At 33.3% G+C, this 20581-nt stretch carries 20 protein-coding genes; 6 read left to right on the top strand and 14 right to left on the bottom strand.

Annotated features, from left to right (window positions below):
• Window positions 1-4 precede the first annotated feature (4 nt).
• The 11 genes from ppk1 to B5X55_RS10740 form a co-directional block, all read right to left on the bottom strand.
• Window positions 5-2074 (bottom strand): polyphosphate kinase 1, encoded by a 2070-nt coding sequence (ppk1, locus tag B5X55_RS10790; protein ID WP_079512635.1) that lies wholly within the window; start codon window positions 2072-2074, stop codon window positions 5-7.
• Window positions 2068-2559 carry a SixA phosphatase family protein gene (locus tag B5X55_RS10785; protein WP_079512634.1) on the bottom strand — a complete coding sequence of 164 codons (492 nt, stop codon included), beginning with the start codon at window positions 2557-2559 and terminating at the stop codon, window positions 2068-2070. The genes ppk1 and B5X55_RS10785 overlap by 7 nt, the downstream gene beginning before the upstream one ends.
• 15 nt (window positions 2560-2574) lie before the next feature.
• Window positions 2575-3222, bottom strand: coding sequence for a pyridoxamine 5'-phosphate oxidase (pdxH, locus tag B5X55_RS10780; RefSeq protein WP_079512784.1), 648 nt, complete (start codon window positions 3220-3222; stop codon window positions 2575-2577).
• Between the two features lie 79 nt (window positions 3223-3301).
• The gene (locus tag B5X55_RS10775) at window positions 3302-4207 is read right to left on the bottom strand and encodes a ribonuclease Z (protein ID WP_079512633.1); all 906 of its coding nucleotides are present in this window, start codon (window positions 4205-4207) and stop codon (window positions 3302-3304) included.
• A gap of 120 nt (window positions 4208-4327) precedes the next feature.
• Entirely contained in the window at window positions 4328-4660 is a 333-nt protein-coding gene (locus tag B5X55_RS10770; protein WP_079512632.1) for a ribonuclease Z, read from the bottom strand.
• A gap of 1 nt (window position 4661) precedes the next feature.
• Complete coding sequence (locus tag B5X55_RS10765) at window positions 4662-5588, bottom strand: aspartate carbamoyltransferase catalytic subunit (protein ID WP_079512631.1); 927 nt, start codon at window positions 5586-5588, stop codon at window positions 4662-4664.
• 6 nt (window positions 5589-5594) lie between these two features.
• A complete protein-coding gene (gene pyrR, locus B5X55_RS10760) occupies window positions 5595-6134 on the bottom strand; it encodes a bifunctional pyr operon transcriptional regulator/uracil phosphoribosyltransferase PyrR (RefSeq protein WP_079512630.1) in 540 nt (179 codons plus the stop codon).
• 113 nt (window positions 6135-6247) lie between these two features.
• Window positions 6248-6976 carry a LytR/AlgR family response regulator transcription factor gene (locus B5X55_RS10755; RefSeq protein ID WP_079512629.1) on the bottom strand — a complete coding sequence of 243 codons (729 nt, stop codon included), beginning with the start codon at window positions 6974-6976 and terminating at the stop codon, window positions 6248-6250.
• Window positions 6973-8007, bottom strand: coding sequence for a sensor histidine kinase (locus tag B5X55_RS10750; RefSeq protein ID WP_143814463.1), 1035 nt, complete (start codon window positions 8005-8007; stop codon window positions 6973-6975). Before B5X55_RS10750 ends, B5X55_RS10755 begins: the two co-directional genes overlap by 4 nt.
• A 7-nt stretch (window positions 8008-8014) precedes the next feature.
• Window positions 8015-8356 carry a DUF4907 domain-containing protein gene (locus B5X55_RS10745; RefSeq protein WP_079512628.1) on the bottom strand — a complete coding sequence of 114 codons (342 nt, stop codon included), beginning with the start codon at window positions 8354-8356 and terminating at the stop codon, window positions 8015-8017.
• A gap of 74 nt (window positions 8357-8430) precedes the next feature.
• Window positions 8431-9423: a Kelch repeat-containing protein gene (locus tag B5X55_RS10740; protein WP_079512627.1), complete on the bottom strand. Its 993-nt coding sequence runs from the start codon at window positions 9421-9423 to the stop codon at window positions 8431-8433.
• Between the two features lie 239 nt (window positions 9424-9662).
• Here B5X55_RS10740 and B5X55_RS10735 point away from each other — a divergent pair, with 239 nt between their 5' ends.
• On the top strand, window positions 9663-11003 hold the full coding sequence (locus tag B5X55_RS10735; RefSeq protein WP_234999716.1) for a DUF4270 family protein: 1341 nt from the start codon (window positions 9663-9665) through the stop codon (window positions 11001-11003).
• Complete coding sequence (locus tag B5X55_RS10730) at window positions 10993-12246, top strand: BamG family beta-barrel-assembly machinery protein (RefSeq protein ID WP_234999715.1); 1254 nt, start codon at window positions 10993-10995, stop codon at window positions 12244-12246. The genes B5X55_RS10735 and B5X55_RS10730 overlap by 11 nt, the downstream gene beginning before the upstream one ends.
• A 166-nt stretch (window positions 12247-12412) precedes the next feature.
• Here B5X55_RS10730 and rpsA read toward each other — a convergent pair whose 3' ends face one another.
• Window positions 12413-14257, bottom strand: a complete 1845-nt coding sequence (gene rpsA, locus B5X55_RS10725) for a 30S ribosomal protein S1 (protein ID WP_079512626.1) — start codon at window positions 14255-14257, stop codon at window positions 12413-12415.
• 261 nt (window positions 14258-14518) lie between these two features.
• Here rpsA and B5X55_RS10720 point away from each other — a divergent pair, with 261 nt between their 5' ends.
• A complete protein-coding gene (locus tag B5X55_RS10720; RefSeq protein WP_079512625.1) occupies window positions 14519-14899 on the top strand; it encodes a LysM peptidoglycan-binding domain-containing protein in 381 nt (126 codons plus the stop codon).
• A 51-nt stretch (window positions 14900-14950) separates the two neighbouring features.
• On the opposite strand, the gene cmk is transcribed toward B5X55_RS10720, so the two are convergent.
• Both cmk and lon read right to left on the bottom strand, forming a co-directional pair.
• The gene (gene cmk, locus B5X55_RS10715; RefSeq protein WP_079512624.1) at window positions 14951-15640 is read right to left on the bottom strand and encodes a (d)CMP kinase; all 690 of its coding nucleotides are present in this window, start codon (window positions 15638-15640) and stop codon (window positions 14951-14953) included.
• A 28-nt stretch (window positions 15641-15668) separates the two neighbouring features.
• Window positions 15669-18119: an endopeptidase La gene (gene lon, locus B5X55_RS10710; protein ID WP_079512780.1), complete on the bottom strand. Its 2451-nt coding sequence runs from the start codon at window positions 18117-18119 to the stop codon at window positions 15669-15671.
• Between the two features lie 264 nt (window positions 18120-18383).
• On the opposite strand from lon, the gene B5X55_RS10705 reads away from it, so the two are divergent.
• Genes B5X55_RS10705 through B5X55_RS10695 form a run of 3 tightly spaced genes read left to right on the top strand, consistent with a single transcriptional unit; the run spans window position 18384 to window position 20573 of the window.
• Window positions 18384-18938, top strand: coding sequence for an RNA polymerase sigma factor (locus B5X55_RS10705; RefSeq protein WP_079512623.1), 555 nt, complete (start codon window positions 18384-18386; stop codon window positions 18936-18938).
• Entirely contained in the window at window positions 18938-19501 is a 564-nt protein-coding gene (locus B5X55_RS10700; protein ID WP_079512622.1) for a hypothetical protein, read from the top strand. The genes B5X55_RS10705 and B5X55_RS10700 overlap by 1 nt, the downstream gene beginning before the upstream one ends.
• Window positions 19482-20573 carry a DUF4097 family beta strand repeat-containing protein gene (locus B5X55_RS10695; RefSeq protein ID WP_079512779.1) on the top strand — a complete coding sequence of 364 codons (1092 nt, stop codon included), beginning with the start codon at window positions 19482-19484 and terminating at the stop codon, window positions 20571-20573. Before B5X55_RS10700 ends, B5X55_RS10695 begins: the two co-directional genes overlap by 20 nt.
• Window positions 20574-20581 lie beyond the last annotated feature (8 nt).

Here is a 20581-nt window from a genome sequence, read left to right as displayed (position 1 = left end):
TAAATCAGCCTTTTTTCAAATTCTTTGCGTAATAATCATAGGTTACAAATTGTGACCTTACCTTTGGCCGTGTCGTTTTTCGGTAGGCATTATCCTGTTTTTCGGTAAACACTCGAGCTTTCATATTATCACTCCAACATATCTCAAAAGTATCCATCACTTCTTTTTTGATATCCTCATCATAGATAGGACATCCAACTTCAACTCTGTAATCTAAATTTCTTGTCATCCAATCGGCAGAAGATATATAAACTTTAGAATTACCTCCATTCGCAAAAGCAAAAATCCTAGTGTGTTCCAAAAACTTATCGACAATACTAATCGCCTCAATGTTTTCGCTCATACCCTTAATACCTGGAACTAAACAACATATACCCCTTATAATTAACTGGATTTTTACCCCCGCTCTACTCGCTTCATACAGTTTATCAACCATCTTATACGACGTAAAACTGTTCATCTTTATTTTAATATAAGCTTCTTTACCTAAAATGGCATTTGCTATCTCTACATCTATCAATTTCATAAATGCATTTTTAGTGTAATGCGGTGAAACGATAAGGTGTTTATATTTATTAATCTTATAAGTGGTTTCAAAAAAGTCGAATACCTTGTTCAACTCTTTTAAGATTGGATCATGGGCTGTAAATAAGGTATAATCAGTATAAATTCTTGCTGTTGATTCATTGAAATTACCTGTACTTATGAATCCGTAGCGTTTTATTACATCTCCTTCTTCTCGTTCTATTAAGCAAATCTTACTATGCACTTTTAAACCCGGAACTCCAAAAATCAACTTAACCCCCTCGGCCTGAAGCTGTTCGGCATATTCAATATTAGCCTCTTCATCGAAACGTGCTTGAAGCTCAATTTGCACTGTAACTTGTTTTCCGTTTTTAACCGCATTTATTAGTGAGGCCGCTACTTGAGAATTACTTGCCAATCTATAAACCGTAATCTTAATCGAACGAACCTTTGGGTCTAACGCTGCCTCACGTAAAAATTTCAAGATATACGTGAATGTATGGTACGGTGTGTATTGCAAGTAATCTTTTTTAGCGATACTCTCTAAAATACTACCTTCAATACTCAACCCTTTTACAGGTAATGGAGTGATTTTTTCATACAACAAATCTTTTCTACCCAAACTAGGAAAGCCCATGTAATCTCTACGATTATGATATCTACCGCCTGGAATAACACTATCGGTATCTTCGATGTTCATTTTTTCCTTAAGAAAAGTCAAAGTATCTCCACCTATACTTTTATCATATACAAAACGAACCGGATCACCAATTTTTCTATCCTCTACACTAGAAGATATCTTCTCGATAAAACTCTTACTTAAATCATTATCCATGTCAAGTTCTGCATCTCTTGTAATCTTAATCATATGAGCCGAAATCGATTCGTACTCGAACATGGTAAAAATGTTATCTAAACAATATCTAATTAAATCATCTAGAATAATGATAAAGCTTTTATCGTCTTCATCTGGTAGTACCACAAAACGGTCAATACCTTTAGGAATCTCAATTAATGCATACCGTTTTTCCTTTTTACTATGGTCACTTTTTATAACCATTTTAATTGCCAGGTAGGCAGCAGTATCTTTAAGTGTTGGAAACCTCGTTAGCTCATTTAAAATGATTGTCATTAATTGCGGACTTACCTCTTTTAAGAAATAGTCTTTCGCAAATTCTCTCTGACTTTCGTTTAATTCAGTTTCCTTTAAAATAAAAATGTTCTTACCCTCTAGTTCATGCTCTATTTTTTTAAGAATCACTAAACTCTTTGTTTGTTGATCAATTACAATATTTGTGATTTCCTCTAGTAAATCTTTAGCTTTCTCTCCACCTAAAGCACTCTTACCATTTCTTCCGGCTTCAACAATACGTTTTACAGTGGCATATCGAACTTTAAAGAATTCATCTAAATTATTGGAGAAAATTCCTAAAAATCGAAGTCTTTCAATTAATGGCACGTTCTTATCAGCACTTTCTTGCAATACGCGTTCGTTGAACCAAAGCCAACTAATTTCTCTATTTACGTACTGGTTATTATTTTTTACCATGCTTTTAATTGCTTTGGAAAAATGGTTATTATTGTTGAGCCCTGTGTAATACTGGACCATGAATTTTCTTTAAACTGTAACTGAACGAACCCACTAGTAGGCACATTGTCAATATGCTTGTTTCCAAATGCATTTACAATATATGTGAATGCGTGATTATGCCCAAAAATGAGGACATTATCTAATGAATCATCTAAGCTCTTTATAAAATCGATAACCTTATCGCCTGAAAAATCATATAAATCTGAAACAACAGAAAAGTGTTTTAATGGATAATTTAATGTTCTTAAAAAAATCATACTTGTATGTAATGCCCTATTTGCAGGACTAGAATAAACATAGTCTATTTTCAAATTTTTACTTGCAAATTCTGTAGCTACTAATTGGGCATCTGTAATACCTTTCTGCAACAAAGCCCTATCTTGATCACTAACATTTAGTTCCCAAGAAGATTTACCATGGCGCATTAAAAACAAATTCTTCATTTAGTCTTTGTATAATTAAGGTGCCAATCGCTCCATTTTCCAATCAAAATCATCTGTTAACGTATACCGAATACGATCATGCAACCTATTTGATCTTCCTTGCCAAAACTCCATTGACACCGGTCTAACAAGGTAACCACCCCAATGCTCTGGTCGCTCTATTTCCTTGCCACTATATTCTTTCTCTAGCTGAGTTAGTCTAGCGTCCAATACCGTTCTACTTTCAATTACAGTACTTTGGTCAGACACCAAAGCACCTAATTTACTACCATCTGGCCGTGATTCGAAATAGCCGTCAGAAAGATTTTTCGCTAATTTCTCTGCTGTTCCTTTAATAATAATCTGTCGCTCTAAATATGGCCAAAAAAAGGAAATACATATTTTTGGATTTTCTGCAATCGCCAAACCCTTCTCACTATTATAATTAGTATAAAAGATAAAACCTTCATAGGTATACTTTTTAAGTAGTACTACTCTACTTTTAGGAAAACCATCTAGACCCACTGTTGAAACTGTCATAGCGTTAGGTTCATCAACACTATCTGACTTTTCAACTTCATAAAACCAAGTTTGAAAGAGCTGTAGAGGATTGTCAGAAATACTATCTTCCATCAAAGCACTTTTCTCGTACGATTTTCTATAATTACTTAAATCTTTCTGCATCATTTTCAGGTTAAAAACAAGATAAACAAAGTTCTAAAAAGAAAGGAAAATATGTGCCATTAAATCAGATTAAAAAGCACTAAAAATCAAATGCACGACCATCGTCAGCAAGCAAAACGTTAGAAAAAATAGTGGTGGCTTCTTCCTTGAAAAGCTCAATAGATTTATAGCGAGTAGAGTAATGACCTAATACTAAGGTTTTTACATTTGCAGCTTTAGCTATTTTAGCAGCTTGTAATGCAGTAGAATGCTTTGTTTTCGTAGCCAATTCTGCCTCTGATTCTAAAAAAGTAGATTCATGATAAAGAACATCTACTCCTTTTAATTGTTCTGATAAATTTGTGTCATATACCGTATCACTACAAAATGCATATGATTTTGGTTTAGGAGGATCAAAAGTCAATTCTTTGTTCAGTATCGTTTCACCGTTGTCTAAAGTAATATCCTTTCCATTTTTAATATTTTGATAATAAGCTTTATCAATTCCGTAGTTCTGAGCAGCATCAATATTCAGTTTTCTTTTACCCTCTTTCTCCTTGAACAAAAAACCATTAGTATAAATTCGATGATCTAAGGGAATAGTCGTTACAGAAATTTTTTTGTCCTCAAATACTAGTTCTGGTTCTTTACTTGCTAGTTCATGAAATAATAAAGGATAATTGGTCCAAGAATCTCCTAATTTCAAAAGAAGGGTTATCGCTTCTTTAATGCCTTTTGGACCATAAACATGTAATTCTTTTTCCCGCCCCAACAAGCGCATGGTTGATATCAACCCTGGGAGTCCGAAAAAATGATCTCCGTGAAGGTGAGAAATAAAAATATGATTAATTCTTGAAAACTTTATTTTACGCCTTCGTAACTCTACCTGGGTACCTTCTCCACAATCAATTAGAATAATATGACCATTTATTTCTAAAACTTGAGCAGTTGGGTTGGTTAATGTCCTGGGAGTTGCAGCATAACAGCCTAGTATGGTCAGACGCATAAATATATGATACTAATAAATTTTAAATCGCTCAACAACCTATTTCATTGCAGTACTATCTGTTTTTTAATAAAATGGAACTAGATAGCTACTAGGTGTCGAAAAAAGCTACTTTAGTAATTAAATACCCAAATCACGCTCTATTTCCTCCATTTCGACTATATCACGTGCTTCTTGAAGCGTAGGCACTAAACTAATTTCTTCAGGCACATCATTGTAAGAAACCTTCTCAGAAACTAGTACAAATGATTTTCCGTTCTTTCGATGCTTTTTAGAAATCTCTAAAAATGCCAGAACATTATAAGGTGTAAGCTTGGTAAATCCCAATAAATCTATAACCAGATTCTCATTTTTTAACTTGGGATACGCTTTCTCTAAATTTTCAAAAAAGATATCAATGGAGATTTTCTCCTGAGATATAATAATCAACGATTCTTCATTATTAAAAACCATATCACTTTATTTTAGATGCCAATAAATAAATAACTGCCATACGTATAGCTACACCATTTTCAACTTGATTCAAAATTATCGACTGCTTTGAATCTGCAACATCACTCGTAATCTCAACACCTCTATTGATAGGGCCTGGATGCATAATTACAATTTCTTTATCTAAGCTATCTAATAGTTTTTTGTTGACCCCAAACTGCTGCGTATATTCTCTTGTTGTCGGAAAATAACTAATATCAAGCCTTTCGTTCTGTATGCGCAGCATATTAGCTACATCGCACCACTCTAAAGCCTTTCTTAAATTAGTTTCAACGCCCACACCTAAAGAATCTATATACTTTGGCAATAGTGTTTTAGGCCCACACACTTTAACATTTGCCCCTTGTAATTTTAAGGCGAATATATTCGATAGGGCAACTCTAGAATGAAGAATATCACCAACAATTACCACATTTTTACCAGCTACATCTCCTAATTTTTCACGTATTGAATATGAATCCAATAGCGCCTGTGTTGGATGCTCATGTGCACCATCACCAGCATTAATTATAGAAGCTTTTACATGTTTCGAAAGAAATATGCCTGCCCCAGGATTAGGATGCCGCATCACTACCATATCTACTTTCATAGATAAAATATTGTTCACAGTGTCTATGAGGGTTTCCCCTTTCGTAACCGATGATTGACTTGCAGAAAAATTAAGAACATCCGCTGACAGTCTTTTTTCAGCTAGTTCAAAAGATAACTTAGTTCTAGTACTATTCTCAAAAAAAATATTAGCTATGGTAATATCACGAAGTGAAGGAACCTTTTTAATTGACCGATTAATTACTTCTTTAAAATGATCGGCTGTTTCAAAAATAAGTTGAATATCAGTTTCCTTAAGATATTTGATTCCCAGTAAGTGTTTAACACTCAGTTCGCTCATTTTTTTTTATCTATTTACTAAATATATGATATCCTCTCCATCATTTTCTTCCCACATCACCTTTACTTTTTCGTCGTTAATAGCATCTACCTGACGACCTCTATAGTTAGGCTGAATAGGTAAATGCCTGCTAAATCTTCGGTCAATTAAGCATAGTAATTCAACATCTTTAGGCCTCCCAAATGATTGTAAAGCCGTTAAAGCAGCATTAATACTTCTACCTGTATAAAGCACATCATCAATAAGTACTACATTTTTATCCTCAACTAAAAAATCTATATGGGTTTTGGTCGCTTCAAGAGTTTTATCCCCTCTTCTAAAATCATCACGATAAAAGGTAATATCTAAAAAACCTAAGTCGATATGCTTCACCTTATACTCTTCCTTTAAAATCTTGGTTAACCGCTCTGCCAAAAATTTACCTCTAGGTTGAATGCCTATAAGTACTGTGTTTTCAAAAGTTAAATGGTTTTCAAGAAGCTGACAAGCCAATCGATGCAGGATGATATTTATTTCTTTGGAAGAGAGTAAAACTTTTTGACTCATAATAGACACCCATGCATTTAGCTAAACAAAAATAGATAATTCTATCTAAACTTTGGTAGCTTATAGTGGTTAGTAAAATCAAAAATAATAATATCAAATTCTAGCAGAAGAAATTACAGTCCTAATATGGAGTAAAAAGCTTCTTTATGACTTTCACCTATTGGTATACGCATATCGCTTATAACAATCCTGTTTCGTTGAACGGTTTTAATATAATTGACATTAACAATATATGATTTATGAACCCTAAGAAATTGATTAGATGGTAATTTGTTCATAATCTCTTTAAAACTCATTAAAGTTAAAATGGTCTTATTAGTATTACAAATATGAATTTTCAGGTAATCTTTTAAGCCCTGAACATATTCTATCTGGTCTAAATCTATCTTTATACTTTCATATTCCGCTTTTACGAAAATGAACTTTTTATCTATAGAATTATCTCCGTTCGATGGAAAAACATTTGCTATCATAGTTGGTTTTTCTTTTTTTGAAATTATATCTTGAACTCTTGACACTGACTTTATAAAACGATGATAAGGTATTGGTTTTACCAAATAGTCAACAGCGTTCAATTCAAATCCGTCGACTGCATATTGCGAATAGGCTGTTGTAAAAATGAACAATGGCCTATTATCTAAAGTGCCCATAAAATCGATACCGTTAATCTGGGGCATTTCTATATCACAGAATATCAAATCTATTTTCTTGTCCTTAATCTCTGTAATTGCATCTAAGGGATTAGTATAGGTATTCACCAATTCTAAGAAATCCAATTTCTCGCAGTAACCAGATAAAATCTCGATAGCTAGGGGCTCATCATCTATAATAATACATTTCATAGGGACTGCTTTTTTTGATAAATAGTTAAGGATACTTCATAATTTTCACCATCGTTCTTAACCTCAAGTTTATGCAACGCAGGATATATTAATTCTAATTGATTTCTGATGTTTTCTAGACCGATACCAGAATTGCTAGTTGGCTCTTTAAAAATCCCGATTTTATTTTTGACGTTTAAGAAGACAGATTCATCAGTAACATCTAAATTGATCTTGACAAAAGTTTTACCCTTGTAATCTGTACCATACTTAAATGCATTTTCAATAAAAGAAATAAACAATAATGGAGGTACTGCTCTACCCCTATCTTCGCCCGTTATTTTCAAAGAAACATTTTCACTATCAGCTAATCGCAATCGCTGTAATTGTATGTAACTCTTAATATAATCTATCTCCTTATTCAAGGGCACTAAATCTTTGTCTGCCTCATACAACATATACCTCATTAACTCAGAAAGGTCAACTATAGCCTCAGAAGTATCTGGAGACTTTTTTACAGAAAGTGCATATATGGTATTAAGAGTATTAAATAAAAAATGTGGGTTCAGTTGGGCTTTTAAGAATTGGAGTTCTGACTTTATATTCTCCTTTTCTACAGATTGTCGTAGATTTTCATTGTGTTTCCACTCTACATACATTCGTAAAATTGCACTTATTACATATGGGATACCAAGGCTAATAAAAGACCTATATACCCACATATATCCAAAATCTGTTGGAGGCTGCATGTGTATAAAATCATTAGTAGGAAATTTCGGTTGATAAAAATGATTTAGGACCAGTACAGAAACGACTAACAAAACCAATGAAACCAAAAGATAGATGAGCACATTTTTACGCAACAAATACGCTGGTACCAAATAAAAATAATTGAAATAAAATAAAACTATAATTACAATCAACTTTGGAAAAACGTCAGACGGAATTGGTCTTGCATCATTCAAAATCGGATAAAAAGAAAGTCCATATAATAATATCCAAATACTAATATGAACCACAATCTGAATCCTATTTTTAATAATCAAATCCATAGTCAAATCAGTTATTGCTAATTGTAGAAATATCTAATTTTGAGATATCCGATAGCATTAAAATTGGGGATTCTCCATTATCTATCTTACCTAGTACCAAATTAGCCACAGAAAGTGCTTCGTCCTTTGTTTTAAAAACCTGCTTACCAGGTAAACCAGGAATAAATTCTTGTAAAATCAATATTTTTTCTCCCCTCAAAATTTGGTACCCATAACCAACTTTCAAATTGACAACCTCGCAATGTATTGCTAGGTCATTTAAAACTACTTTTTGATAAAAAAACAAACAGACAAAGCATACCGCCAAAAATAGGGCTATCACCATGTTAAATTTTGCTCTAGAACTCATAAATAAATGTTTAAAAATGGGCCAATCCACTTAGATTGACCCAAAAAATTAACAACTCCACTCATTATGAAAACTTAATCTTCCTCTTCATACTCATCAAGAGGAAAAAACTCATCTAAATCATCTAAATAAAGACTGCCCGTTCTACCCATACCAATGAAAGCACGTGTACCGGTTGAGAAAGCAATAGCATCTTGTCGCGAAGTACCTTCAAAATTAGTTTTCTGTTCCCATTCATCTGTAGACGAATCATATTCCCAAACCGTACTCGTAGTACCTCCATATTCTCCACAAGCTATATAACCATATCCATTTAAGGTAAAACCAACAGCATTACTACGAGTTATCACATATTCATCTTCCTCATCTAAATCTAGTTTTTTGGTCCAAACTTCAGTAGTTGGATTAAAAGCCCAAAAATCATCTAAATAAACACCATTAGAAACGCCAGTACCTAAATACACGATTCCGTTAATCGTAAAAGTAGTCGCTGCTCTTCGCTTGTTACCGCCAAAGCCTACTAATTCTAGCCAAGTATCTGTTCCTGGATCGTATTTCCAAAAATCTTTACGGTCATTTTCACCATCATACCCCGTACCTACATAACCAGAACCATTAATACCAAATGCCACTGCATTTCTTCTTGTAGTTGGAAAAGAAGCAATTTCTGCCCATGTATTCGTCGCTGTATTATACGTGTAAAAATCGTTCAATTCATCAACGCCATCATAACCCGAACCTATATAACCCATACCGTCGATTTCGAAACCTACAGCAGCATTACGAGCCACCCCAGGAAAATCAGCTTTTTGAGACCAATAATCGCCCTCTATGTCATAGGCCCAAAAAGATTTTAGGTAATCATCACCATCATAACCAACACCCATGTACCCAATGTTATCAATAGTAAAACCTGAAATACTACTACGAGCACTACCGTCGAAAACAGATTTATCTATCCAGTTACCTAAATCGTCATTATCATCATCACTTGAACAACTAGAGATTACCATGGCCATTAATGCCATTCCGGTAATCTTGTATACATACGATTTTCTTTTATTCATTATTTTTTGTTTAAAGTTTCTTTATTATCGAATTCAAATCTACTAGAGACCTTAGCGTACAAAAAACACAATAGATAAAGGTTTGTTTTTAACATACGAAACCTGCATTTTAATCTACCAACACAATCATTTCATTAGTAGTTTAAATGTTAGCGTTCATCTTAAAACATTCCGGTTTTGTCTATTCCGATTTTTACAACCATACTTGACATTTAGATTTGAGAAAAATTAAACTCTCAATGAAAGTGTTCTCAACCAAAATACGACCAACCTATATGGTATTGTTCGCTATTATATTATCTACCCTCATAATATCTTGTAGTGAAGAAAACTATAACGATTCTGAATTTGTCGCCGGCGAAACATTTACCGAAAGTAATATTCGCCTTTTTTCAATAGACACATTAGCAGTTAATACATCGACCATCAAATTCGACAGTATACCTACATCTGAATCTACTAGAATTTTAGTAGGTCGGTATAACGATACAGTTTTCGGAAATGTGAAAGCCTCAAGTAATATGCAGTTTTTACCAAGTTCATATACTATAGATACCTCAGCTGAATACGACAGTATAGTTTTGGTATTAGGGTATGACAATTATTATTATAATGATACACTACAGAGAAATACCTTACATATAAAAAGAATTAGTGAAAATTTAAAACCAAAGAATGACGATTATTTCTATAACACCAGTTCTATATCTTATGATGAAACTGAACTTAGTTCGCTAGAATACTATCCTAGACCATTATCTGGAGATTCTATTACCATTAAACTCTTAGATGATTTAGGTACTGAACTATTTACTCAACTACAAGATAAATCGATTGTTAACACTGATGAATTTAGCGACTACTTTAAAGGTTTAGGTATACTCTCCGATGAAACTGATGATGGATCTATAATAGGTTTTTCTAAATCTTCAGAAAAAACCTATATGCGTATGTATTTCCGTACAGCAACTTCAGATGAATCTATTCAAGAATATATAGATATACAAATAAATACATTAACCAGCCCAATACCATTTTTTAATAGCATAACCGCTGAAAATTCAATTGAGCCGCTTCAAACTTTAACCAATAGCACAATAAACCTAGCAAGTTCGGCATCTAACAGCCAAAGTTATATTCAATCAGGTGTTGGTGTAGCTATGAGAATTCAATTCCCTTCAATTACTTCTCTATATGACATACCAGGCAATGGAACAATCTTAGATGGTATTTTAAAAATTACGCCCACTCCTCAATCATATGATAATCATTTAAAATTAAGAGACACTCTCGCTGTTTATGTAGTAGATCAAAATAATGCACTAAGTGGATTATTATCTACAACGTCATACGCAATTCTTAATAGGGACAATGAAGAATTTAATGATATCTATTACGAAATTCCTATCGCTACTTACTTAGAAGAATTACAGCTCAAAACTAGAGATATAGATGATGCTTTGATTCTACTACCTCTAAACTACAATTCTACGGTAGATCGATTTATTATGAATGCCAATGGAAATGGCGAAAACCAAACTATTCTAGAATTAACATACGCTATTTACGATGAAGATTAATAAATTAATATTTAATGCTTTAGGATTTCTATTATTAGTAATGCATCAACTTTCGGCACAGTCGGAAGCTTTAACCAGTTCCCCTTATTCCCTTTACGGTTTAGGTGTTATCAATCAAACAAGTATAGGAAAATTCAACAGTTTGGGTTATAGTGGCATTGGCGTTAAATCAATTTACGAACTTAATAATCTCAATCCGTCTACCTATGCGTTAACACCCCAAAACTCCTTTTTATATGATATTGGGGTTACTGGAGAGTTTAATAATTACAGTAATCATTCAACAACTGAAGGTAAATCAAATGTAAATTTTTCCAACTTAGCTTTCGGATTTAGAATAATGGAAAATTTAGGCGCAGGTATTACCATGACACCTTATAGTGACGTTGGTTATTCCATTCTAGGTGTCAGTAGCAATATTGAAGGTTCAACAGAAAGTTTTGTGAGCAACATTACCGGTTTGGGAGGTCTAAACGATCTTAAACTTAATGTAGGTTATGCACTTACACCTAAATTGAGACTTGGTTTAAGTACATCGTTTTTATTTGGAAATATTGAAGAAACTGAATCCTTTATTTATAGTTCTACCTCATTTGAATCTATAGTAAAAACTAATTATAGTGGTGCAAGACTAGGCTTTGGAATTCAATATGATATCAATGACAAAATTACTATTGGTAGCACAGTGCAATTACCCACAAATTTAAACGGTAACCTTAAAAGGTCCGTAACCAAAACTCTATCGGGAATTGAAATTTCTGTTGAAGATGAAAGCTCCGATTATGTTTCAGATTTTAAGCTACCGTTAGAACTTGGATTTGGTATGAGCATAAAACCTATAGATGAGATAACCTTGAGTGCAGATTACAAGAAAAACTTTTGGACAGATACCAACCAATCCAAAAATATTGGCGGTTATCAAGACCAAAATATTTATGCTTTTGGCTTAGAATATATTCATGACCCCACTAGTTATAAATACGGTCAAAGAATAAGCTACAGATTGGGTTATAATTATGATAATGGATATTTGGCCATAGGTGACAACAAAGTAGAAGGTTACAATTTTACTGCAGGGGTTGGTATACCAACTAGTAGAGGCACACATTCTATGATTAACCTTTCATATAGTTATGGATCTAAAGGTATATTACAAAACGTTTTGATCAAAGAAAACTATCATCTTATTACTTTGAATCTAAGTTTAGAAGACTTATGGTTTGTGAAGAGAAAAATCAATTAGTATAAAGTAATGAACAGAAGCTATATAAACTTTATTCATATTAAAATCTCCCCTAGTAATTCATTTTGTTAGAACCCTAATAGGAACTGATTAAATGAAAATTAAAAAAGCCCGGATATATATCCGGGCTTTTACTTATAATCCTGTTAAGGATTGTATTATGAAATTACTTCTTCTTTTTAGAATCAGCTGCTTCCATTTTCTCCTTCAATGCTTGTAACGCGTCGTTAGCATCCCCTAAAGTGGTTTTAGCTTCCTCTGTACTAGCAGTTTGCCTTTTTACAGCTGCTTTTACATTACGTTGCTCTTCTTCACGGAAAATAGCAGTATGACTAGCTACTACACGTTTGAAGTCTTTATTGAACTCAATAATCTTGAATTCTGCTTCATCGCCTTTACCTAGTTTTTTACCATCTTCTTTTTCTAAGTGACGTTGTGGTATAAATGCAGTAATATCCTCGTTAAATTCAATTGTTGCACCTTTATCAACTACATCAGATATTGTTGCTTTATGAACAGTACCTAACGCAAACTCAGTTTCGTATTTATCCCAAGGGTTTTCAGTAGTTTGCTTATGACCTAAGCTTAACTTACGACCATCAACATCTAATTCTAACACCTCAACCTCTAAAGTATCACCTACATTAGTGAATTCAGATGGATGCTTAATTTTCTTAGTCCAAGAAAGATCAGAGATATAAATTAAACCGTCAATACCTTCTTCTAGTTCAACGAAAACACCAAAGTTTGTAAAGTTTCTTACGATACCTTTATGTTTAGAACCTACAGGATATTTAGTTGTAATATCAGTCCAAGGATCTGGAGTCAATTGCTTGATACCAAGAGACATTTTACGATCTTCACGATCCAATGTCAATACAATAGCTTCAACCTCATCACCTACTTTTACGAAATCCTGAGCGGAACGTAAATGTGTAGACCATGACATTTCAGATACGTGAATAAGACCTTCAACACCTTCAACAACCTCGATAAATGCACCGTAATCAGCTATAACGACTACTTTACCTTTAACTTTGTCTCCAATTTTAATCTCATCACTTAAAGCTTCCCAAGGATGCTTCTCTAATTGCTTAAGACCTAATTGAATTCTAGATTTGTTTTCATCAAAATCAAGAATTACAACATTTAATTTTTGATCTAATTCAACAACCTCGTTCGGGTGATTAATTCTACTCCAAGAAAGGTCAGTAATGTGAACTAAACCATCAACACCACCAAGATCAATAAAGACACCGTAAGAAGTAATGTTTTTAACAACACCTTCTAATACTTGCCCTTTTTCAAGTTGGCTAATGATTTCTTTCTTCTGTTCTTCAATATCAGCTTCAATAAGCGCTTTATGAGAAACAACAACGTTTTTAAATTCGTGGTTGATTTTCACAACTTTGAATTCCATTGTTTTGTTTACATACTGATCGTAATCACGAATAGGCTTCACATCGATTTGTGAACCTGGCAAGAATGCCTCAATTCCAAAAACATCAACGATCATACCACCTTTAGTTCTGCATTTAACAAAACCACTAACGATTTCTTCTTTGTCATGAGCAGCGTTAACACGATCCCAAGCCATGATAGTTCTTGCTTTTCTGTGAGACAATACTAATTGACCACTTTTATCCTCACGGATATCAATCAAGACCTCTACCTTGTCACCAACTTTTAAACCTGGGTTGTAACGAAATTCGTTTAACGAAATTACACCTTCAGATTTTGCGTTGATATCAATAATAGCTTCTCTATCAGTAATATAAACCACTTTTCCCTCAACAACTTCTGCATCTGCAGTGTCAACGAAATTTTCAGCCACTAATTTTTCAAATTCTTTCAATTTTGAATCATCAACACGCTCAATTCCTTGTTCGTATTTTTCCCAATTGAAATTCTCTAAAAATTCTTGTGGATCTTGCTGTGGAGTCTTTACAGCAGTTTGTTGTGTTGCTTCAGTAGTTTCAGCTACCTCTGCGTTTGTTTTTTCTTCAGCCATTTGCTGATTATTAATTTGTATTTCATAACCTTATCAAGACTTAGGCAACGACTATGAAAGTAGTTATATTGATTTTTTTTTATCCTTTTTCTCTTGACTTCCTTGCAAAAAAGGTGTGCAAAAATAATCATTTTATTTAAAACAGACAACTCAACCTACTATGTTTCATTCATTTATTGATTATGGCACGATTTTAGAATAAAATATTATAAATATGCGTATATTAGAAGCATTATATTAACCATTAAAAAAAGTATTATTATGAGTGTTAAAGCAAAATACCAAGGTGTTTTAGACCTAGGTGAGCAATTAGGAATAAAGGATGGAAAAGTAACCGTTGAAGGTGATATTCTTAAAGTTAAAGGAGAAGCAAAAACTCCTTACGAAAAAGACCTAATGTGGGACAAAATCAAGCAATTAGGCGGTGAAAGTCCTTCTGACATAAAAGCTAACATTACAGTTGAAGACGATTCTGTTTATCACAGACACGTTGTTAAAGGTGGTGAGTCTTTAAGTAAAATAGCAAAACATTATTATGGTGACGCTATGAAATACAAAGCAATTTTCGAAGCCAATACAAGCATTTTGAAAAATCCTGATGTTATTCATCCTGATCAAGTTTTGGTTATACCGAACAAATAGAAATTACATTAATAAAAAAAGGGGTTAGCAATGCTAACCCCTTTTTTATGCTTACTTATTTATAATTCGAAGCGCATGCTCATAAATTCTTTGAAACTGATCTTCTAATCCTAAATCGCTATTATCGAATTCGATAGCATCATCTGCCTTTTTCAAAGGTGAAATTGCTCGATTACTATCAATATAATCTCGCTTTTGAACATTCTCCAAAATATCGGCATATTTTACATCTTCTCCCCTATCCAACAATTCTTTATAACGCCTAACCGCTCTTTTCTCTGGTGAAGCTGTCATGAAAATTTTAAGTTCAGCATCAGGAAATACAACGGTACCAATATCTCTACCATCCATAACCATACCTTTATCGGCTCCCATAATCTGTTGCATGCCCACAAGCTTTTTTCGTACTAGTTCTAGCTCTGCAACCTGACTTACATTCTTTGAAACGGGCATTGTTCGAATTTCCTTCTCTACATTTTTACCATTCAAAAACATTTCGGCAAAGCCTAAATCGGCATTAAAAACAAATTTCAAATCAATAGCATCCAAAGAATCAATTAAAGGAATCTTATCAATTTTACTATTCTCAACAAAACCAGCCCTCATTGCAAATAATGTCACTGCACGATACATCGCACCAGTATCTACATAGATGTAATGTAACTTCTTTGCCAATTGTTTAGCCAAAGTACTTTTACCTGTGGAAGAAAATCCATCAATAGCTATGGTAATTTTTTTCATTATTCCAAAAGTATAAATAAAAGAACAGTTATAGCTCTTTTGCGTTTTTAACGTTATCGTCGGTTATAGCAATATCAATGACCTCAGACATTTCCTTTACATAATGAAATGTCAATCCTTTTAAATAGGATTCTTTTATTTCCTTAATATCACGTTCATTATCTGCACAAAGAATGATTTCTTTAATTCGAGCCCTTTTGGCTGCAAGAATTTTTTCTTTAATTCCACCTACAGGCAATACTTTTCCACGTAACGTAATTTCACCTGTCATTGCCAAACTCTTTTTGATTCGCTTTTGAGTGAATAAAGAAACCAAAGATGTCAACATTGTTATACCTGCACTTGGGCCATCCTTAGGCGTTGCACCTTCAGGAACATGAATATGCACATTATACTTTTCAAATATTTCTGGCTCAATACCAAAACGTTCTGCATTTGATTTTATATACTCCATCGCAATAGTAGCAGACTCTTTCATGACTTTACCAAGGTTACCGGTAATGGTCATGGCACCTTTACCTTTTGAAAGGATAGATTCTATAAATAGTATATCACCCCCTACACTTGTCCATGCTAAACCAGTAACAACACCTGCAACTTCATTATTCTCATACTTATCACGCTCCATTTTGGGAGCTCCCAATACTTCGATAATAATATCATTGTTAACTTTAATCTCGTATTCTTCTTCTGTAGCAATTGACTTAGCAGCGTAACGCACCATTTTTGCTATTTGCTTCTCTAATGAACGCACCCCAGATTCGCGGGTATACCCTTCAACTATTTTCTCTAATTGGGGTTTACCAATTTTCAAATGGCTTGTATTCAAACCATGTTCAGTCAATTGTTTTGGCAGCAAATGTTTCTTAGCAATTTCTACTTTCTCTTCAATCGTATATCCACTTACATGAATAATTTCCATACGGTCTCTAAGCGCAGGTTGTATACTACCTAAATTATTAGCCGTGGCTACAAACATTACTTTTGATAGGTCATAACCTAGCTCTAAAAAGTTATCGTGAAAATCACTATTCTGCTCCGGATCTAAAACTTCCAACATCGCAGATGAAGGATCACCTTGATTACTGTTCGATAATTTATCAATCTCATCAAGGATAAATACAGGGTTAGATGTTCCTGCTTTTTTTAGGCTTTGAATTATCCTTCCTGGCATAGCCCCAATGTAGGTTTTTCTATGACCTCTAATTTCAGCCTCATCACGCAAACCACCCAATGATATTCTTACATACTCCCTACCCAATGCCTCTGCAACTGATTTACCTAAGGATGTTTTACCTACACCCGGTGGGCCATAAAGACATAAAATCGGTGACTTCATATCATTTCTCAATTTCAAAACGGCCAAATATTCGATAATTCTACGTTTAACATCTTCAAGACCATAATGGTCACGGTCTAAAATTCGTTGGGCACGTTTTAAATCAAACTTATCTTTTGAAAATTCTTTCCAAGGCAAATCAAGCATCAAATCCAAATAATTCCTTTGAATAGAATACTCAGCTACTTGCGGATTCATTCGCTGCATCTTAGACAGCTCTTTTGTAAAATGCTCTTTAACCTTTTTACCCCATTTTTTCTTTTTGCCTCTGATTTTCATCTCCTCAAACTCCTCATCATAAGAAACACCACCCAACTCTTCTTGTATGGTTTTCATCTGCTGGTGTAGAAAATATTCGCGTTGTTGCTGATCTAAATCATTTCTAACTTTGGATTGGATGTCATTCTTTAGCTCCAATTTCTGCATCTCAACATTCATATATTTCAATGTTGCTAATGCTCTTTCTTGTAAACTACTTATTTCTAATAATTCTTGTTTAGCCTTTACATCTAAATTTAGATTAGAGGATACAAAATTTATAAGAAATGAATCGCTTTGAATATTTTTTATAGCAAAAGAGGCTTCACTAGGAATATTCGGGTTATCCCTTATAATCTTAAGCGCCAATTCTTTTATAGACTCTATGATAGCCGAAAATTCTTTATCATTCTTTTTTGGTCTTACTTCTTTAGTCTCCCTAACTGTAGCAGTTATATATGGCTTTTTAGTTAAAACTTCAGCAATTTCGAATCGTTTTTTACCTTGTATTATAACTGTCGTATTACCGTCTGGCATTTGAAGTACTCGCAATATTCTAGCTACTGTTCCTAAAGTATTAATATCCTTAACATCAGGATTTTCGGTTTCTTCATCTTTCTGAGAAACCACACCAATTACCTTAGATCCATTATTTGCATCTTTAATTAATCGGATGCTCTTATCTCTCCCAGCGGTTATAGGTATTACTACACCGGGAAAAAGCACTGTATTTCTTAGAGGCAAAATAGGTAACGTTTCTGGCAACGTTTCACTATTCATTTGCTCTTCATCTTCAGGGGTCAATAACGGTATTAACTCAGAATCCTGATCGATTCCCTGTAAAGACATATTGTCAAAATTTGAAAATTTAGAATCTTTCATACTCATATATCGGTCATTCTGTCACCATGCTAACAGAATTTTATTTTTATAAATTATACATAAATGCTGTAAAGGCAATGAGAACAAAGTAAATACAGCAATTAAAGCTTTCTTTGAAACATTACTATTTCAATTCTTGTGCCAACTGAAATATTAAGTTCTGATTATTAAGAAGTTTTCTATAAAAAAGAATATTAATATAATAATTAAACTAAACTGTAACAAACCGTAAATTGAATCATCATTACATAAACCAATCACTTTTTGAGCCAAAAAAGAGAACATATTGATGAGCTTTTGCAATGTTGCATGGCCGGTAAACAAAGTGCACAGCTAGAAGTGTACAATAGGTATTACAAAGCCATGTTCAATACAGCATTAAGAATCGTAAAAGACACTGCCCAAGCAGAAGACATTATGCAAGAATCGTTTTTAAGCGCTTTCACAAAACTGCATACGTTTAAAGGGGAAGTAACTTTTGGGTCTTGGCTGAAACGCATTGTAATCAATAACAGCATTCATCAATATAGAAAGCAACAAAAAAAGAATGAAGTTGCTTTAGATGAGGTAATGTACAAGGTCGAAGATAATGACGGAATTGCATCTGACCATGTGTTTACAGAACTAAAGGCTCAAAAAGTGATGGAAACCATGAAAGATTTGAAAGACAATTACAGAATTTCTTTGACCTTACATTTAATAGAAGGGTTTGATTATGAAGAAATAAGTGAAATAATGAATATAAGCTACGCAAATTGTAGAACTACAGTTTCACGAGCAAAGGAAAGTCTTAGAAAAAAATTAATACTCGCAGTCTAATGAAGAAAGATAATTTACATGTGCTTTTTGATAAGCTACAGAACGATTTGGATTTCGCGGAACCCACAAACGGGCACCAACAACGGTTTTTAAAAAAACTAAATGAATCTAAAGGCGTGGCAACACTTGCTCCTAAGAAAAAAAAATCTTGGTTGCGTATATTATCTGTTGCCGCTACAATTGCTATCCTATTATCCGTAGGAATATTTCAATTTAATAAAGCAAGGAGTATTGACGAAAAAGTTGCCAAAATTTCGCCTGAAGCTTCTAAAACACAATTTTACTTTGCAAATTTAATTGAGGAGCAAGTCAAAGATTTAAATTATGAAAAATCACCAGAGACAGAAAGAATAATAAATGACACCATGGTTCAATTAAAAAAACTTGAATTTAATTATACCGAAATGGAACAAGATCTTTTAAATGGCGGCAACAGTAAATTAATATTAAGTGCCATGATTACAAATTTTCAAACTAGAATAGAACTTCTAAATGAAGTAATGATACAAATAGAGAATATTAAAACTATAAAAAACACAAATGATGCGAACTATACAATTTAAATATACTTGGCTATTAATCATAGCTTTTTCAACCGCAGTAACCGCACACGATAAGAGCTTTGATGGTAAACATACCAAAGAAAAAACCATAAAAAAGGAATTCAATGTAAATTCGAACGCACTTTTAAAAATCAGCAATTCTTATGGTAATTTGAACATTACTTCTTGGAATGAAAATCGCGTAATTATAGAGGTACATATTAAAACCAATGGCAATAATGAAGAAAAAGTTCAAAAGAAATTAGATGAGATTCGGATTGATTTTAATGCTAGTAGCGACATGGTTTCCGCAGAAACCATCTTTAACAAAAATAGTAATGGATGGGGATGGAATTGGGGCAACAACAATAATGTTAACATGCAAATCAATTACACTATCAAGGTTCCTATTAAAAATAATGTAGATTTAAATAATGATTACGGAAATATAATCTTAGATAGAATCGATGGTCATGCCAAAATTAATTGTGATTATGGGCGACTAGAAATAGGAGAACTAAGAGGTCGAAATAATCGTTTAAATTTTGACTATACTTCTAAATCTACTATTGAATATATAAATAGTGGAGAAATTAGAGCAGACTATTCAGGCTTTACTATAGAAAAAGCAGGTAACCTTAGCATTAATGCAGACTATACAAATGCTAGTATTGGTAAAATGGAAGATTTGGAATATACCAGTGACTACGGTAACATGGATATAGAAGAATTAAACAGCATTAACGGCAATGGCGATTATATAACTGTCAAATTAGGTGTCGTTCACGGTGATGTTTCTATTGTTGCTGATTATGGTTCAATAAGAATAGAGGAACTAGCTGCAGATGCAGGCAATGTAAATATTAGAACAGATTATACCGGTATGAAAATAGGTTATAATAGCCAATATCACTTCGATTTTGATATAACTACAAGTTATGCTGGTGTAAGTGGGAAAGATGATTTCACCATAAACATCAGTACCGAAAAATCTTCAGACAAACATTATGAAGGTTTTTACGGTACTAAAGGAAGTGGTAACAAAGTAATACTATCAAGTGATTACGGCGGAATAAGTTTTACTAAAAAATAATCAATAAA

Origin of the sequence: Maribacter arcticus (assembly GCF_900167935.1) — a bacterium.
Taxonomy (GTDB): domain Bacteria; phylum Bacteroidota; class Bacteroidia; order Flavobacteriales; family Flavobacteriaceae; genus Maribacter; species Maribacter arcticus.
The sequence above is the reverse complement of the archived record's forward strand: the minus strand, read 5'-3'. Positions and strand labels throughout refer to the sequence as shown.

Bases quoted from the DNA above. Each gene is read 5' to 3' on its own strand.
- ppk1 (WP_079512635.1), bottom strand. From the start codon at position 2,074: ATGGTAAAAAATAATAACCAGTACGTAAATAGAGAAATTAGTTGGCTT.
- B5X55_RS10785 (WP_079512634.1), bottom strand. From the start codon at position 2,559: ATGAAGAATTTGTTTTTAATGCGCCATGGTAAATCTTCTTGGGAACTA.
- pdxH (WP_079512784.1), bottom strand. From the start codon at position 3,222: ATGCAGAAAGATTTAAGTAATTATAGAAAATCGTACGAGAAAAGTGCT.
- B5X55_RS10775 (WP_079512633.1), bottom strand. From the start codon at position 4,207: ATGCGTCTGACCATACTAGGCTGTTATGCTGCAACTCCCAGGACATTA.
- B5X55_RS10770 (WP_079512632.1), bottom strand. From the start codon at position 4,660: ATGGTTTTTAATAATGAAGAATCGTTGATTATTATATCTCAGGAGAAA.
- B5X55_RS10765 (WP_079512631.1), bottom strand. From the start codon at position 5,588: ATGAGCGAACTGAGTGTTAAACACTTACTGGGAATCAAATATCTTAAG.
- pyrR (WP_079512630.1), bottom strand. From the start codon at position 6,134: ATGAGTCAAAAAGTTTTACTCTCTTCCAAAGAAATAAATATCATCCTG.
- B5X55_RS10755 (WP_079512629.1), bottom strand. From the start codon at position 6,976: ATGAAATGTATTATTATAGATGATGAGCCCCTAGCTATCGAGATTTTA.
- B5X55_RS10750 (WP_143814463.1), bottom strand. From the start codon at position 8,007: ATGGATTTGATTATTAAAAATAGGATTCAGATTGTGGTTCATATTAGT.
- B5X55_RS10745 (WP_079512628.1), bottom strand. From the start codon at position 8,356: ATGAGTTCTAGAGCAAAATTTAACATGGTGATAGCCCTATTTTTGGCG.
- B5X55_RS10740 (WP_079512627.1), bottom strand. From the start codon at position 9,423: ATGAATAAAAGAAAATCGTATGTATACAAGATTACCGGAATGGCATTA.
- B5X55_RS10735 (WP_234999716.1), top strand. From the start codon at position 9,663: ATGAAAGTGTTCTCAACCAAAATACGACCAACCTATATGGTATTGTTC.
- B5X55_RS10730 (WP_234999715.1), top strand. From the start codon at position 10,993: ATGAAGATTAATAAATTAATATTTAATGCTTTAGGATTTCTATTATTA.
- rpsA (WP_079512626.1), bottom strand. From the start codon at position 14,257: ATGGCTGAAGAAAAAACAAACGCAGAGGTAGCTGAAACTACTGAAGCA.
- B5X55_RS10720 (WP_079512625.1), top strand. From the start codon at position 14,519: ATGAGTGTTAAAGCAAAATACCAAGGTGTTTTAGACCTAGGTGAGCAA.
- cmk (WP_079512624.1), bottom strand. From the start codon at position 15,640: ATGAAAAAAATTACCATAGCTATTGATGGATTTTCTTCCACAGGTAAA.
- lon (WP_079512780.1), bottom strand. From the start codon at position 18,119: ATGAAAGATTCTAAATTTTCAAATTTTGACAATATGTCTTTACAGGGA.
- B5X55_RS10700 (WP_079512622.1), top strand. From the start codon at position 18,938: ATGAAGAAAGATAATTTACATGTGCTTTTTGATAAGCTACAGAACGAT.
- B5X55_RS10695 (WP_079512779.1), top strand. From the start codon at position 19,482: ATGCGAACTATACAATTTAAATATACTTGGCTATTAATCATAGCTTTT.